The sequence below is a fragment of the Aliivibrio sp. S2TY2 genome, assembly GCF_028765525.1.
GTDB classification, from domain to species: Bacteria; Pseudomonadota; Gammaproteobacteria; order Enterobacterales; family Vibrionaceae; genus Aliivibrio; species Aliivibrio finisterrensis_A.
Window position 1 is genome coordinate 1 of sequence record NZ_JARACS010000022.1, and the last position, 14276, is coordinate 14276.

17 protein-coding genes are annotated in these 14276 nt (G+C 35.2%); all 17 read left to right on the forward strand.

The genetic code is table 11. The features are described from left to right. Nucleotides 1–671 precede the first annotated feature (671 nt). The 17 genes from PVK63_RS19535 to PVK63_RS19615 all read left to right on the forward strand — a co-directional run bounded on the left by PVK63_RS19535 (nucleotide 672) and on the right by PVK63_RS19615 (nucleotide 14226). Nucleotides 672–893, forward strand: a complete 222-nt coding sequence (locus tag PVK63_RS19535; protein ID WP_130088430.1) for a hypothetical protein — start codon at nucleotides 672–674, stop codon at nucleotides 891–893. 223 nt (nucleotides 894–1116) lie between these two features. Further along, nucleotides 1117–1527: a VOC family protein gene (locus PVK63_RS19540; RefSeq protein WP_130088429.1), complete on the forward strand. Its 411-nt coding sequence runs from the start codon at nucleotides 1117–1119 to the stop codon at nucleotides 1525–1527. Between the two features lie 166 nt (nucleotides 1528–1693). Beyond that, nucleotides 1694–2617, forward strand: a complete 924-nt coding sequence (locus PVK63_RS19545; protein WP_130088428.1) for an arginase family protein — start codon at nucleotides 1694–1696, stop codon at nucleotides 2615–2617. A 172-nt stretch (nucleotides 2618–2789) separates the two neighbouring features. Then, entirely contained in the window at nucleotides 2790–3305 is a 516-nt protein-coding gene (locus PVK63_RS19550; RefSeq protein ID WP_190395965.1) for a DUF6933 domain-containing protein, read from the forward strand. Between the two features lie 155 nt (nucleotides 3306–3460). Next, nucleotides 3461–4642, forward strand: a complete 1182-nt coding sequence (locus PVK63_RS19555; RefSeq protein WP_274440963.1) for a DUF2971 domain-containing protein — start codon at nucleotides 3461–3463, stop codon at nucleotides 4640–4642. Nucleotides 4643–4853: 211 nt separating this feature from the next. Then, on the forward strand, nucleotides 4854–5861 hold the full coding sequence (locus PVK63_RS19560; protein ID WP_274440961.1) for a hypothetical protein: 1008 nt from the start codon (nucleotides 4854–4856) through the stop codon (nucleotides 5859–5861). Nucleotides 5862–6005: 144 nt separating this feature from the next. Beyond that, complete coding sequence (locus tag PVK63_RS19565; protein WP_274440964.1) at nucleotides 6006–6482, forward strand: GNAT family N-acetyltransferase; 477 nt, start codon at nucleotides 6006–6008, stop codon at nucleotides 6480–6482. Between the two features lie 147 nt (nucleotides 6483–6629). Further along, complete coding sequence (gene yqfB / locus PVK63_RS19570; protein ID WP_241904241.1) at nucleotides 6630–6941, forward strand: N(4)-acetylcytidine aminohydrolase; 312 nt, start codon at nucleotides 6630–6632, stop codon at nucleotides 6939–6941. Between the two features lie 275 nt (nucleotides 6942–7216). After that, nucleotides 7217–7486 (forward strand): hypothetical protein, encoded by a 270-nt coding sequence (locus PVK63_RS19575; protein ID WP_274440957.1) that lies wholly within the window; start codon nucleotides 7217–7219, stop codon nucleotides 7484–7486. Between the two features lie 133 nt (nucleotides 7487–7619). Next, nucleotides 7620–7868, forward strand: coding sequence for a hypothetical protein (locus PVK63_RS19580; protein WP_274440956.1), 249 nt, complete (start codon nucleotides 7620–7622; stop codon nucleotides 7866–7868). 145 nt (nucleotides 7869–8013) lie between these two features. Beyond that, nucleotides 8014–9015, forward strand: a complete 1002-nt coding sequence (locus PVK63_RS19585) for a DUF4365 domain-containing protein (RefSeq protein ID WP_274440955.1) — start codon at nucleotides 8014–8016, stop codon at nucleotides 9013–9015. A gap of 134 nt (nucleotides 9016–9149) precedes the next feature. Next, nucleotides 9150–9806, forward strand: coding sequence for a hypothetical protein (locus PVK63_RS19590; RefSeq protein WP_063661588.1), 657 nt, complete (start codon nucleotides 9150–9152; stop codon nucleotides 9804–9806). Between the two features lie 145 nt (nucleotides 9807–9951). Continuing rightward, complete coding sequence (locus tag PVK63_RS19595; protein WP_105055948.1) at nucleotides 9952–10383, forward strand: hypothetical protein; 432 nt, start codon at nucleotides 9952–9954, stop codon at nucleotides 10381–10383. A 139-nt stretch (nucleotides 10384–10522) separates the two neighbouring features. Then, entirely contained in the window at nucleotides 10523–11140 is a 618-nt protein-coding gene (locus PVK63_RS19600) for an AbiV family abortive infection protein (RefSeq protein WP_139123471.1), read from the forward strand. A 151-nt stretch (nucleotides 11141–11291) separates the two neighbouring features. Further along, nucleotides 11292–12245: a hypothetical protein gene (locus tag PVK63_RS19605; protein ID WP_274440954.1), complete on the forward strand. Its 954-nt coding sequence runs from the start codon at nucleotides 11292–11294 to the stop codon at nucleotides 12243–12245. A 141-nt stretch (nucleotides 12246–12386) separates the two neighbouring features. Then, on the forward strand, nucleotides 12387–12923 hold the full coding sequence (locus tag PVK63_RS19610; protein WP_274440952.1) for a nucleotidyltransferase family protein: 537 nt from the start codon (nucleotides 12387–12389) through the stop codon (nucleotides 12921–12923). A 700-nt stretch (nucleotides 12924–13623) separates the two neighbouring features. After that, nucleotides 13624–14226, forward strand: a complete 603-nt coding sequence (locus PVK63_RS19615; RefSeq protein ID WP_069582275.1) for a GNAT family N-acetyltransferase — start codon at nucleotides 13624–13626, stop codon at nucleotides 14224–14226. Nucleotides 14227–14276: the final 50 nt, after the last annotated feature.

Consider the following 14276-nt stretch of genomic DNA (forward strand, 5'->3'; position numbering starts at 1 on the left):
TCAGTTTTTTTGGCTCAGTTTAGCGATTGAGCCGTTAGTTTTTTAGGTGTGAAAGTAGGTGGTTTTCCTTCTTCTTTATTTCCTTTTAGTTTTCATTTCATTAGGTTCGGCATTGAATAATTATTGCCCCAAATTCAGGCGTTTCAGAGGCTAATTTACGCTTCAATTGTTCTTTGGTTATGCCTCATTTTATCCAGCATCAGTGTTTTGCTCTCAGCATTTTCAATCCCAATTGTGGTTAGGATATTTGGTTTATCAGTTCCAAACTAGCTGAAACCAAATCGTACAAATGGTGTAAGAAAAAGGATTGTTTCGTTTCACAGTTATTGCTGTTGAAGTGATATTTTGCTCGCTAAATTGAGCCAGTCTAATTAAACTTAGTTTACAGTAAATCTTGGTAAATCAGTTCTTTACCAATTAAAGCGAAGCGTTGACAAAGATCGTGTAACAAATGCATCAACACGATTTTCTACACTCGGCATTGTCAGTTTGTCTTTAGTTTCAGTGATTAAGGCAGTAAAATTCAGCTAAGTCTGTATCGTAGCAAACGTGTTATGCAGGCGTTATGAGCTAGGCGATTATATTAATAAAGCCTTTATCGGAAATGTATTATGCTGTTAACATTGTTGATGTGATAACTTGGTATCAGGCTGAATTTTATAGGTGTAATTATGAGTAATGTTAAAAGATCCAATCTACTATTAGCTCTGGCTGAGATACTTCAAGATATTGAGATGATAAATACCATTAATGAACATAGTGAGAATTTATCAAATGAAGAATTAGATAATTTAGAAGATATAGTATTAAAAAAGGTAATGGCATATCGTTTACATGATAAATGGCCGCCTAAAATAGAATCAATAACAAAAGTAATGCAGTTTAATAGTTAACGAATTTACTAATAAGGTTTTACGATAGTTCGCTCATAACAAATGCATCAACACGATTTACTACATTCGGCGTTGTCGGTTTGCCTTTAGTTTCAGTGATTAAGGTAGTAAAATTCAGCTAGGTCTGTATCGTAGCAAACGTGTTATGCAGGCGTTATATGCAAAAATGAGTTTATGAGCTAAATAGGGTAGAATTCTACTTTTGAACTGTAGCGAGCCACAAATGAATAAGCCCATCGAACAAAGAATTGGTAACATCGCCTTAGTTGTTGAAAATTATGATGATGCAATTGAATTTTATACTAAGAAACTTCAATTTGAGCTTATCGAAGATACGGATTTAGGCGGTGGTAAGCGTTGGGTTCAAATATCTCCACCTAATTCCACGGGTACAAATTTACTATTGGCTCAAGCAAGTAATGATGACCAATTAAAATCAGTTGGCAATCAAGCTGGCGGTCGTGTTTTCTTATTTCTTCAAACTAATGATTTCTGGCGTGACTATGAGTTTATGAAAGCTCAAGGTGTCGAATTTACTGAAGAGGCACGTGTTGAAGAATACGGCACAGTTGTTGTATTTAAAGACTTATACGGTACAAAATGGGACTTATTGCAGTTAAATCAAGCTAACTAAGTCTGTAGCATATAACAAATGCATCAACACGATTTGCTACATTCGGCATTCTAGATTTCTTTGGGTTTACCGCATTAAGTGGTAAATTTGGACTTGATCTGCATAGTAGCAAACGTGTTATGCAGGCGTTATACGAGATGGACTTAATTAAGTGTATGGAATACTTATGAAAAAAGGCTTTGATATTATAGGCGCACCTTTTAATAAACTTGGGTGTGTGACAACTGAACAAAATACGGTTGATGGTCTTCGTGAAATGGATGAACGTTCATGGGTAGGACTTACTGATTGGATTCAAGTGAGAACTCAACGCTGGGCTTCAGATATCGTTGATTTAGGCGATGTTGCTGTAACGGCTGAAGTTAAAAACTTCATCGATAATGACGATAAAGATAAAGCACTTTATAACTATGCAAATGATTTGAAATCTACACTTTTAAATAGTTATCAGAATAATCGTATTCCTATCACAATTGGTGGCGACCACTCTATTGCGGTCGGCACGTTACAAGCAACGATGGAATTTTACCAAAAAGAACAAGGTAAGAAAGTCGCAGTTGTTTGGGTTGATGCTCATGCCGACATAAATAACAGCTTAGATAGTAATTTGCACGGTAAGCCACTTGCTCTGCTAATGAATCAATATCCTCATAATGAATGGAACATTCCAACTGACCTCGAAGTTAAGCCCGAAGATGTTTACTATATTGGTGTGCGAGATTTAATGCGTAATGAGTTTGACCTAATTAATGAGTTGAGCATTGCTAATTATGATATGCCATTTATTGAAAAACACGGTTTCAATACGGTTGTTGAAATCCTAATGGCAAAATTAGAACAAGACTATGACCATGTTTATTTGTCATTTGATTATGATGCTTTAGATGGCAGTATATTTCGAGCCTGTGCAACTCCAAATGTAGGTGGTTTAACGGCTAGGGAAGCGTTGCATCTAGTTCATACAATATCTTCTAGCCCTAAATTTGTAGGCGCTGATTTTGTTGAATATATGCCTGAGCTTGATGAAAATGGTGTATCTAAAGAATTAATGATCAAACTAATTGATGCAGTATGGGGATTCCGTGCGTAATTTCGTATAACAAATGCATCAACACGATTTACTACACTCGGCAATCTCAGTTTGCCGGGTGTTTCTCGTTTTAAGGCGTCAATATTAAGTATAATTGCATAGTAGTAAACGTGTTATGCAGGCGTTATGTTGTTGGTGTAAAATAAGGTTTTTCAGCATCTTGAGGTGAGTTATGTTTCAGTTTAAATGTACCAAAAAAGTTCAAGATTTCATTAGCCTGAAACCAAGTGACTTAAGTGAAATTGAGCCTGAAAAGTTTGTGCTTGGTAATTGGTTTGTTAACTCATTTACTCAAAATCGCCGTAAAGTTTTAATCTTTATGGAAGAGAAAACTCTATTCTCATTTATCATTGTTGGTGTCCGAAAAGAGCACATAAAAACGTTAAGAAAGCATTTTCTCGAAGGGTTGTGTTTGCAGTTGAAAGCGGAAGGTATTAGCCCTCAGACTATCGCTGCATTTTCTGATAATCAAACGATAATTCAATACACCAAAACTGACAATAGAAGTAAGGTTGGCTCTCTGACTGATCTTATTTATTTGTATAGTTCATGGATTGACTCAGAAGGTGGTTTGTCAGAAATTGATGTTGTTGATATTGGAATGAAACTGAATAGAGTTCCTCAGACAAATCTTAAGTTAATCTATGCAATTAATGAGCTTAAACAGGCGCTTGGAGAAACAACATAACAAATGCATCAACACGATTTGCTACACTCGGCGTTGTCAGTTTGTCTTTAGTTTCAGTGATTACGGCAGTAAAATTCAGCTAGGTCTGTATGGTAGCAAACGTGTTATGCAGGCGTTAGCTGCTAGCGGAAATTTTTAGAAATTAAGAGGGTTTTATGCTTTTTTATAAATATCAGAGAGCAAATGTATTGTCTTTAATGATGTTAAAACGAGGTGAGATTTTCTTTGCGTCTTCTGATGAATTGAATGATGCTCAGGAATGTAGGCCAAGATATTTATTTAAAGGCTCAAAAGATATTTGGTCACGCTTCTGTCATTATTTATTAGTAAATACGTATTGTGAGTGTGGCATTTACGATTCTTCAGAAGGCTCGAAGCTTATAGATTTACACTTATCATTGAGTGATTTTATTTTTTCAAAAATAAAAAATAAACACGCAAGTGTGATTGAGGTAAAAGATTTAGTTATTTCATCTTTAATTGATTTGATGAATGACGGGTTTGAAAAAAGAGAAAAACAGTTAATAATTAATTACCTAGTACATTTTTTTGATACTTTATTAATACCAATTATGCATGAGCCTAAATATTTAACATCATTTTCTAAGAGTGCAATAAACCCTACTATGTGGGGACACTATGCCGATGCTGAAAAAGGGTTTGTTATTGTTTATGAGACAGATGATAACTTATTAGAGGTTAACTCAACGTTTTCAAATTTAGATGGACATCGTAAAAAAGATGGATTTATTGAAATAGGTAGGTATAAAACAGAAAATATACGGTTAGAAACCGTAGAATATTCTCGACAACCAGTAAAGGTTAATGCTTTTCATAAACTAATTAGTAAGTTTTTTTACTCTGAAATGGAAGACCATTACGATGTACCTCTATTATTACCAGGAGATGCTAAGTATATGGAGGAGCATAAAATAGGCTTAGTAAAGTTTAGTGATTGGAGGTATGAAAAGGAAATTAGGGCTTTCTTCCCAACAATTGATCCTGTACCAGCAGAATTACGAACTCTAAATGTATCAAATAAGCATATTAAGGGGGTTATTTTTGGTGCGAAAACCTCTCAAAGAGACAAAGAGAAAATAATCATGAGCTGCTATCATTTACAAGAATACTGTATTGGTAATGATACTTTTGAATTATTATTTTTCCAAGCTATAGAGAATGTAGATAAATTTGATCTGAAAATAATGCCATTTGGTATGCTAAATAAGTCATTATATCATTTGAGTGAATTACCAATTTCTAGATTTAATGCGCTCGATAAAAAAAATCAAGATAAACTAATTGAAATTACAGAGTGTTTAAACAAAAGCAGCTAACAAATGCATCAACACGATTTGCTACATTCGGCGTTGTCAGTTTGCCTTTAATTTCAGTGATTAAGGCGTTAAAATTCAGCTAGGTTTACATAGTAGCAAACGTGTTATGCAGGCGTTATGTGTTCTTAGATTTGCGCTAAATCATAGTGATAAAGCCATTTTTTAGTATATTATACTGCGATAATTTTAATACAATGCTAGGGTTACAAATATGAATGAGCAAAGCCTCATCACAATTCAAAATGAAGACCAATTGTTTGATATTCTAAAAGGGATAGATGAAGATATTTTAAATGTCGAAGGGACAAAGTTACATTTTGACGGATGGCCTACTTTTACAATGAGAGTTGTAGGGGATGGTTATGATGCGACAATTACACCTGGATTAATGAAAGGCTTTCTTGAGTTACAAAGTGCTATTTATCGAAGTTATGCAATGGCTAGGTATAACACACCAAAAGCAACTAAACTTAGTCAATATGAACGTGAATTATTAACTATTAGAATTAAAGTTGAGCAAGGAAGTTCATTATTTGGAATTGACTTCCAAGAGATTCTTGAAAATTTAGCTGGTGAATTGGTGGGGAAAATGGATGCTAAAACGATAGTTATTACAGTTTTGGGCTTTGCTGCATTATATTTTGCAGATTCTAGCTATAAAAACTATCTTGATACTAGAGTTCAAACTCGTGTTCAAGAAGTTCAAAGTGAAGAAAAAAGAGCAATTTTTGAACATATGAAGTTTGCACAAGAGCAAGAAACGGAGAGAGCTAAAATAATGGCATCTGTCCTTTCTGGCCAACCACGCTTACAGACGATCTCAAACTTTAGTAATGATGCAAAATCAGAGTTAATAAAACGAGCAGGTGTTGGTGAGTCATTAGAAATTCAAGGAATTGTAATTGATGGTGAAAGTGCGACTGAACTGATGAAAAACGCACGAAAGAAATCAAACGCAATACTATTAGATGGTCATTATCGAATTTTGTTTGTTGATTCATCAAATCCACAATCTTTTAAAGTTAAATTAAGAAGTCTTGACTCAAAAGATGAATTTATTGCAGTGGTAGAGGATACAACTTTAGACCATAAATTCTTATTAGCTTTGCAGCAAGGTGAGTGGTCGCGTAAGCCAATAAAACTTCATATTGATGCCAAAGAAGCAAACGGTGAAATAAAAGCAGCTAAAGTGACATATGCTGAAATGCCAAGTAAATAGAACACATAACAAATGCATCAACACGATTTATTACACTCGGCAATCTCAGTTTGCCGGGTGTTTCTCGTTTTAAGGCATCAATTTTAAGTATAATCGCACAGTAATAAACGTGTTATGCAGGCGTTATAACCTCAAGAGGAAATGATGGAATTAGAGGCTTTTGAACATAAGGATTATGATCTGCTTACTGCCTGGATAGATAGCGAAAAACTTTGTTATTTGTGGGGCGGGCCAGCTTATAAATATCCTCTTACTCACGAACAAATTGAAACTCATTGTAAGCAGTTACAGGTGTTTCCATTTCTATTTACTGTTGAGAATAATCCGGTTGGTTTTGTGGAGCTTTACCAAGTTTCAGTTAATGAATTTCGTATCTGTCGCGTATTTATCTCACCTGAATATCGAGGCCAGAATTTAGCTCAAACCATGCTACAGCTACTTATTGAAAAGGCTCAGGTTAATTACAAAGCTAATTTACTGACATTAGGTGTTTTCAGCCACAATAAATTAGCTATTTCATGTTACGAAAGACTGGGTTTTGTAGAATTTGAGCAGGTAACTAATAGCTTATCATTTGATGGTGAGAGTTGGGATTTGTCACGCATGGAAAAACGGTTATAACAAATGCATCAACACGATTTGCTACATTCGGCATTCTAGATTTCTTTGGGTTTACCATATTAAGTGGTAAATTGAGTTTAATCTGTATCGTAGCAAACGTGTTATGCAGGCGTTATGTGTTCTGACTTGAATAATAGGTATAAATTATTGGATAAAATCACTTTTTTCTCACGATTGGAAACTCAAATAATCACTGGCAAAAAGACAGCGACTATTCGTGATCACTCTGAGAGTAACTTCTCAGTAGGTCAAGTTTTGAATGCTTATACTTATGAGGATAATCAAAAGATTTGTCAGATTGAAATACTTAGCGTTGAGCCAGTTGAGTTTAATGAATTAAATCGAACGCACGCTAAGGCTGAAAATTTACCATTTGTTTTCATTTTAAAATGGCTTTTACGGAAGATTTATTCAAAAGAAAGTAGTCTGTTTTTTATTCGTTTTAAAGTCGTGAGATAATCATATTCCTAACTTATCCTGCTTTCTATACCGAATTTAATCGCTTTCAATAAATGGGTAAGTCAAAAAATTCAACAACACACATAACAAATGCATCAACACGATTTGCTACACTCGGCGTTGTCAGTTTGCCTTTAGTTTCAGTGATTAAGGCGTTAAAATTCAGCTAGGTCTGTATAGTAGCAAACGTGTTATGCAGGCGTTATGTGTAATGGGTTGAATTTTAATTCTTATACCCCAATATAGGTAGTATAACTTATTAATTAGGATTTTTTATGAGCTACGTCGGTATAGCGTCAACGATCGGAACTACATCAGTCAATATTGAAAAATTAATTATCCGAGGTGAAGGATCTCCAGGTATAGCAAGCGCGTTAAATACAACTTCCAGCAATGTGACAAAATTTATTGATGGCACAGCGTCTCCTGGTATAGCTAAAGTGCTAGGTACAACAACTGTAAACGCCCAAAAATTGCGAAATGATATTGGTAGGGATGGTGCCATTGGGTTGATATTAGGTTTAGCGTGCGTGCAAAAAAACTAATGTTATCAATTTATTAGGTGGTATAAAAGTATCCATTTCACCTAATCTGTTTATAAAAACAGTGTTTATTTGACCAGTTATCCTGTTAAGAGTATAGTAATTTAACCTTACAAATAAAAAGGATATAAATATAATGGCTCTTTACTTTTTAACATACGATCTTAGAAAATCAAAAAACTATGAATCTCTATATAAAGAATTAAATAGTTATAATGCTGTTCGTATTCTTGATTCTACTTGGTGTTTTAAAAGGATAAACACTACGGCTGCTGGCTTAAGGGATTATTTTAAACAATTTATAGATAATGATGACGGTTTAATGATTTCTGAAGTGACATCTTGGGCATCATTTTCTGCGGATGGGAACCCGAATCAACTTTAGCAACACATAACAAATGCATCAACACGATTTACTACACTCGGCAATCTCAGTTTGCCGGGTGTTTCTCGTTTTAAGGCGTCAATATTAAGTATAATTGCATAGTAGTAAACGTGTTATGCAGGCGTTAGCACTATAAGAGGATACTATGGATTTACCAAATCAAATAAAACAACATAAAGCTGAATCAGATTCATATGCTATTCTTCTTTATCACCTCCGAGATATTGGCATTTTTCGTAATGTTACTGAAAATGATTACGGTATTGACTTTGAAATCGAGTTTGTCGAGGATGGCAAAGTTGTCGGGAATTATATTAAGGCACAAGTTAAAGCTTCAGAAAAACTTGTAATTCGTAAGAGCGACTCAGTGCCCACAATATCTGGTATTAAACAAAGTACGCTCAACTATTGGGCACAACTTAGTTTTAAAAGCCATGTTGTTGCGTATGCAGTTGATCTGGAAACTGAAAATATCTATATTTCAAAACCTTTGTTTTGGGACGTTATTTCAAAAATTGACCGAAATGATGCAACAAAAACAATAGAATTTTTACCGCATCAAAATGGTCTTAAGTCACAGGTTCCTATTGCTAAGATATTTACAAAAGTTTACTCAGTATTCCCTTCATTGCTTGATGAAATATACAGTCATAAGCTGGGGCTAAAAAGTCTGAAGAGATTTGCTAGCTTATATGCTGACGTATTTCACTATGACATTGGTTCTGAAGTTGAAAATCAAGATGATTTCGCTACTTTTTTAGACGTTTGCAAAGTCTTACTAGTTCATGAAAATTTTGATAACTCGAAGTTTTCAGATGAAGAGAAAAAATATAGATATAGTTACCAATATTGGTGTAACCAATCTATAAGTGATGGTTATGGCGATGAAGTGGTTAATTTTATTGCGAGAAAACCAATGGAAGTATTGTTCCCTCTATACCTTAATGCTCTTCAAAAGTATGAAAAACGAGTTTTTTCTGGACAATACTTTTGGCTGCACAAAGATCCAACCTACTTACGATTGGTGTATGAAAACATAATACCAACAGTACGAGATCATGATGGTATTAGTGATCTAGGTTACGATTATCCGCAGAAAAGAAGAAATAAAGGGCTGACTTTCCGTAGTTATTGTGCACGAATATAGTGCTAACAAATGCATCAACACGATTTACTACACTCGGCATCTCAGGTTGTCGGGTGTTTCTCGTTTTAAGGCGTCAATTTTAAGTATAATTGCATAGTAGTAAACGTGTTATGCAGGCGTTATATGCTTCAAGGATGAAAAAAGTGAAATACGATATTTCTTTTATACATACAGGTCAGGTTCATATTGAAAAATTTGGTTCATTAGTTGCTGAGCTTTCGCCTAATTTACTTATAAATCATATTGTTGATGAGTCATTGTTAACTCACGCTCAGCAGTTTGGTGTTGATTCGATATTAAAATCTAACCTTCTAGCGCAGTTGGAAGCTTTGAGTTTAGTCAGCAAAGTCATTGTGATCACTTGTTCATCGATTGGTGGCATTGCTGAAGAAATAGATAACTTAAATGGTTGTAAAGTTCAACGAGTCGATCAGGCAATGGCTGACTTTGCTGTTGAAAATGGAAATAATATTTTGGTTCTTGCGGCATTAGAAAGTACTTTAGAACCAACTCGTGAACTGTTGCTGAAATCGCTAGCCAAACACAACTCAAAATCTAAGCTTACTTTGTGCCGCGTTGAAAATGCATGGGATTACTTTCTAGCTGGCAAAATGGAACAATATTATGACCAAATCAGTGCCGTAATTACCTCTAATGAGACAAAGTATGACTTAATCGTATTAGCTCAGGCTTCAATGTCTGAGGTTCAAAATAATGTTAACGTCTCTATTCCAGTAATTAGCAGTCCACGCCTTGGTGTCGAACGAGCAATAAAAGCACTAACAATTTAAGGCGCATATAACAAATGCATCAACACGATTTGCTACATTCGGCATTCTAGGTTTCTTTTAGTTTCCCGTATTAAGTGGTAAATTTGACTTCATTTGCATGGCAGCAAACGTGTTATGCAGGCGTTATGTGTTTATAGGAAAAAATATGGATTTAGATCGTTACATCTCCGAATTAAAAGGTATTGTTGAAGAAATTGTCGATGAATTTGACTTTGATGAGGCACGTTTTGCTTTATTTGAACATGACTTGCGATCAGAAGGCTTTGAGAATTGGTTACAATTTAAAAGAGATAAGCTCTCAATAGTTAGAGATTTTATATCTTCAACTCCATCACAGCGTAGTAAGCTGAAAAAGTTTCAAGAAAATTATTTTTTTATTGCATTAGCAGCATACCAAGAATGTATTGGTACAATTTGGATGCTTGAATCTATGTCCAAAAGAAATCTCTTATCTGGTTTGCCGTACAGAAAATTCGCGGGACTAGCTAGTGAAACATTTTCTGAAATAGCTAACTTATCAACTGATTGTGAATTACCTTGGGGAGAGTTTTCGTTTGATGTGGAAACACACACATAACAAAGCAATCAACACGATTTATTACATTCGGCGTTGTAGGTTTGTCTTTGGGTTCGGTGTTTAAGGCAGTAAAATTCAGCTAAGTCGTCGTAGTAATAAACGTGTTATTGCGGCGTTATGTCAAAAGAATGTGGTAACTATGACTCAGATAAAAATGAATAATGTTAAAGCCGAAATCCTTCTTGAGGGAGTTTTTTTATCATTAAAAAATGCAGAAAATTTGTGTAAAGAAGCTGAACTGCTACACCAGCATGATATGTATGCACGTTCTTATGCATTGAGTCACTTTGCGCGAGAGGAGGTCGGGAAAAGTCTCATGTTGGCAAGGGCATATATTGAGAGATTAGCTGGTATTAAAATCGATTGGAAATTGTTGAATCGGAGATTTAGAAATCACAAGAATAAGTTAGGTGGAGATGCTGCTTTTTCTGTTGCGATATTAGGTAAAGGGATGCTTGAGGAAGGTTTCAACCCTGAGATTGCTTTTAAAGTTATTGAAGGTGCTAATAATAGGAAAAATAGCTGTCTATATACAGACTGGAAAGATGGTAAGTTCGTTGACCCAAGTAAAGTGATTAATGGTCATCAATCAGATAGAAACCTTAGTATGGCTAAATTTAGAGTCGAATTAGCTATAGCGGTATGTGAAGAGCTACCAAAGCTTCAGGACACTTCTAAAGAACAACTTCTATCAAATTATACAGATCCTTCTGATATTAAAGGTATTGAAGATATTATTGGTCTATTTGATATTTGACATAACAAATGCATCAACACGATTTGCTACACTCGGCGTTGTCGGTTTGCCTTTAGTTTCAGTGATTAAGGCAGTAAAATTCAGCTAAGTCTGTATCGTAGCAAACGTGTTATGCAGGCGTTATGCATTTCTATAATTTTAAGGTTTATTGATGGAACAAGAAAAATACTTAGGTTATATCAAATATGATGGAGAGTTAGTTATTGATGGGCTTATGGATGCTCGTCGTCAAGCTAAAGCTCTATTGGCATTTGATGATGTATTAAGAGATTTTATTATCAAGCAAGTACCTGAATTGAAAAATGTTGATTTTGAAATTCCAATGAGAGTCCAAAAAGGATCATGGGAGGCTTTGATTCCCGAAACAGTGGCTGGTTGGCTTCAAGCGGGTTTTGGAATTGTAGCTACAGCATATTTTAGTAAAGCAGCATCAAAAATGGCTGAAAATGATTTTGAAAGCTTTGGTTTTACAACTATTTTCACAAAAGCTTTAGAGGGTATAAAATGGTTTGCTCGAATTGGTAAACATACGGGACAGGTAGGAAAAAAAGATTTTACCAATCTTAAATTTAAAAATAATAATGAACTTATTGGTATTCCAAATGAGTCCGGTGAATATCTATACGTGCCAAAATATGCTCTTGATCTTTACTTAACCTCTAACGCAAAACTATTAGAAGAACTTTCCCGAAATATTGCGGATGGAAGGGAGCTGAAAATTGGTACATACAAAAATGGTAAGAAGGATGAAGTAATTATTGGTAGATCTGAAAAATATATTTTTTGTCCTGATGAATCAGAGGATGATGATATATTGGTGTTGCCAGAATTAGAACATGGAATGTCTGTATCAATAGACGGTGAGGTAACAAGGGAAAATAAAACATCAAATTCCTTAGGTTTTAAATATCAGGGACATATATTAACGGCGTATCCTGATTGCGGTTCTGTAGTTAAATATAAGCCTTTGTTATTTTTACGATGTAACTTAGTTGGTACGGTTAGTCGTTTAGATGAGAAAGGGCGTGTAACCTCTAAACGTCCTAAATTAATTGTTTCTCATTTAGATGTATTAGAACAAAAAACTGGTGATTTATTTGATTAAATGCATAACAAATGCATCAACACGATTTGCTACATTCGGCGTTGTCGGTTTGCCTTTAGTTTCAGTGATTAAGGCGGTAAAATTCAGCTAAGTCTGTATCGTAGCAAACGTGTTATGCAGGCGTTATAACGCAGGGTGGATATGGATAGAATCATCACATTAATTGAGAAAGATGAATTGAGGGTTAAGGCTCTTGATTGTGTTCGACAGCTCAATTTACCTCATTGTTATTTGGCCGCTGGTTTCGTCCGAAATTTGGTGTGGGACCATTTGCATCAGAAATCAATATCAACGCCTTTGAATGACGTTGACGTTATTTATTTCGATGAAACTGAATCTAATTCTGAAAACTACAAACTAATCGAATCTCAGCTTTCTGTATTGATGCCAGAATTGAACTGGGAAGTGCGTAATCAAGCAATCATGCACAAAAGAAATGGTGATAAACCGTATTTAAGTATTATCGACGCAATGAGTTATTGGCCAGAAAAAGAAACGGCGGTAGCGATACGTAAATTAGGTAATGGTAAGTATGAATGTATTTCTGCATTTGGCTTTGAATCGTTGTTTAATTTGCAAGTTACACATAACCCGAAGCGTTCTTTAGAAATCTTCAGTGACCGCGTAACGTCGAAGGGTTGGCTGAGTCATTGGTCTAAATTGAGAACTGCGTTATAACAAATGCATCAACACGATTTGCTACATTCGGCATTCTAGGTTTCTTTGAGTTTACCGTATTAAGTGGTAGATTTGAGCTTAATCTGCATGGTAGCAAACGTGTTATGCAGGCGTTACACGAACTAAAGATTGCAGTTTTTTTGGCTCAGTTCAGCGATTGAGCCGTTAGTTTTTTAGGTGTGAAAGTAGGTGGTTTTCCTTCTTCTTTGTTTCCTTTTAGTTTTCATTTCATCAGGTTCGGCAATTTACTATTATTGCCAAAAGTTCATGGATTTCAGAAGCTAATTCACGCTTCAATTGTTCATGGTTTTGCCTCATTTTATTCTGCATCCGTGCTTTGCTCGTAGCATTTTCAATCCCAATTGTGGCAAGGATATTTGGTTTATATGTACCAAACTTGCTGAAACCAAATCGTTCAAATGGTGTTAGCAAAAGGATTGTTTCATTTCACAGTTATTGTCGTTGATTGGATATTTTGCTCGCTTAATTGAGCCAGTCTAATTAAAATTGTTTAGTAACAAATCTTGGTAAATCAGTTCTTTACCAATTAAAGTGAAGCGTTGACAAAGATCGTGTAACAAAGCAATCAACACGATGCTAATTACACTCGGCGTTTGTGGTTTGAAGTATAATTGGTTTGGAAAGTAAGGTGTTCGCACGTGTTATTGCGGCGTTAGCTGCTTCAAAGAAGGAATTTAGTATGCAAGATGAGAAATGGCTCTCAGGTACGGAGCTTAAAGGGAAAATAGTCACATTAATTCCATTACAACTAGAGCATGCGTCAGCTCTTGTTGAAGCGGCTTCTGATGGTGAACTTTGGGACTTATGGTATACGAAAATACCAAATAAAGAGACTGTAAACGGTTATATTGAATTGGCTTTAAGTGAACAAGACGCTGGGCGTTCTTTGGCTTTTTCTGTCATTGATAATGAAACTCAAACCATAATCGGTACAACTCGTTTATGCCACGCTGATTGTGTGAATAAACGGGTAGAAATCGGTTATACGTGGTATGCGAAAAGCTACCAGAGAACATCAGTAAATACCGAATGTAAGTTCCTTCTTCTTTCTCATGCATTTGAAAACCTTTCAGCAATCGCTATTGAGTTTAGAACTCATTGGCATAATCACGCTTCACGTAATGCAATAGCTCGTTTGGGTGCAAAGCAGGACGGTGTAATTAGAAATCATCAACAAATGGCAGATGGTAGCTATCGAGATACCGTTGTATTTTCGATAATTAATAGTGAGTGGTTGGCCGTAAAAGCTAGTTTGTTATTCAAACTGGAAAGGCGCAGCTAACAAATGCATCAACACGATTTGCTACACTCGGCGTTGTCAGTTTGCCTTTA

Excerpts from the sequence above, each read along its gene's own strand:
- PVK63_RS19535 (WP_130088430.1), top strand. The coding sequence starts at position 672 with ATGAGTAATGTTAAAAGATCCAATCTACTATTAGCTCTGGCTGAGATA.
- PVK63_RS19540 (WP_130088429.1), top strand. The coding sequence starts at position 1,117 with ATGAATAAGCCCATCGAACAAAGAATTGGTAACATCGCCTTAGTTGTT.
- PVK63_RS19545 (WP_130088428.1), top strand. The coding sequence starts at position 1,694 with ATGAAAAAAGGCTTTGATATTATAGGCGCACCTTTTAATAAACTTGGG.
- PVK63_RS19550 (WP_190395965.1), top strand. The coding sequence starts at position 2,790 with ATGTTTCAGTTTAAATGTACCAAAAAAGTTCAAGATTTCATTAGCCTG.
- PVK63_RS19555 (WP_274440963.1), top strand. The coding sequence starts at position 3,461 with ATGCTTTTTTATAAATATCAGAGAGCAAATGTATTGTCTTTAATGATG.
- PVK63_RS19560 (WP_274440961.1), top strand. The coding sequence starts at position 4,854 with ATGAATGAGCAAAGCCTCATCACAATTCAAAATGAAGACCAATTGTTT.
- PVK63_RS19565 (WP_274440964.1), top strand. The coding sequence starts at position 6,006 with ATGGAATTAGAGGCTTTTGAACATAAGGATTATGATCTGCTTACTGCC.
- PVK63_RS19575 (WP_274440957.1), top strand. The coding sequence starts at position 7,217 with ATGAGCTACGTCGGTATAGCGTCAACGATCGGAACTACATCAGTCAAT.
- PVK63_RS19580 (WP_274440956.1), top strand. The coding sequence starts at position 7,620 with ATGGCTCTTTACTTTTTAACATACGATCTTAGAAAATCAAAAAACTAT.
- PVK63_RS19585 (WP_274440955.1), top strand. The coding sequence starts at position 8,014 with ATGGATTTACCAAATCAAATAAAACAACATAAAGCTGAATCAGATTCA.
- PVK63_RS19590 (WP_063661588.1), top strand. The coding sequence starts at position 9,150 with ATGAAAAAAGTGAAATACGATATTTCTTTTATACATACAGGTCAGGTT.
- PVK63_RS19595 (WP_105055948.1), top strand. The coding sequence starts at position 9,952 with ATGGATTTAGATCGTTACATCTCCGAATTAAAAGGTATTGTTGAAGAA.
- PVK63_RS19600 (WP_139123471.1), top strand. The coding sequence starts at position 10,523 with ATGACTCAGATAAAAATGAATAATGTTAAAGCCGAAATCCTTCTTGAG.
- PVK63_RS19605 (WP_274440954.1), top strand. The coding sequence starts at position 11,292 with ATGGAACAAGAAAAATACTTAGGTTATATCAAATATGATGGAGAGTTA.
- PVK63_RS19610 (WP_274440952.1), top strand. The coding sequence starts at position 12,387 with ATGGATAGAATCATCACATTAATTGAGAAAGATGAATTGAGGGTTAAG.
- PVK63_RS19615 (WP_069582275.1), top strand. The coding sequence starts at position 13,624 with ATGCAAGATGAGAAATGGCTCTCAGGTACGGAGCTTAAAGGGAAAATA.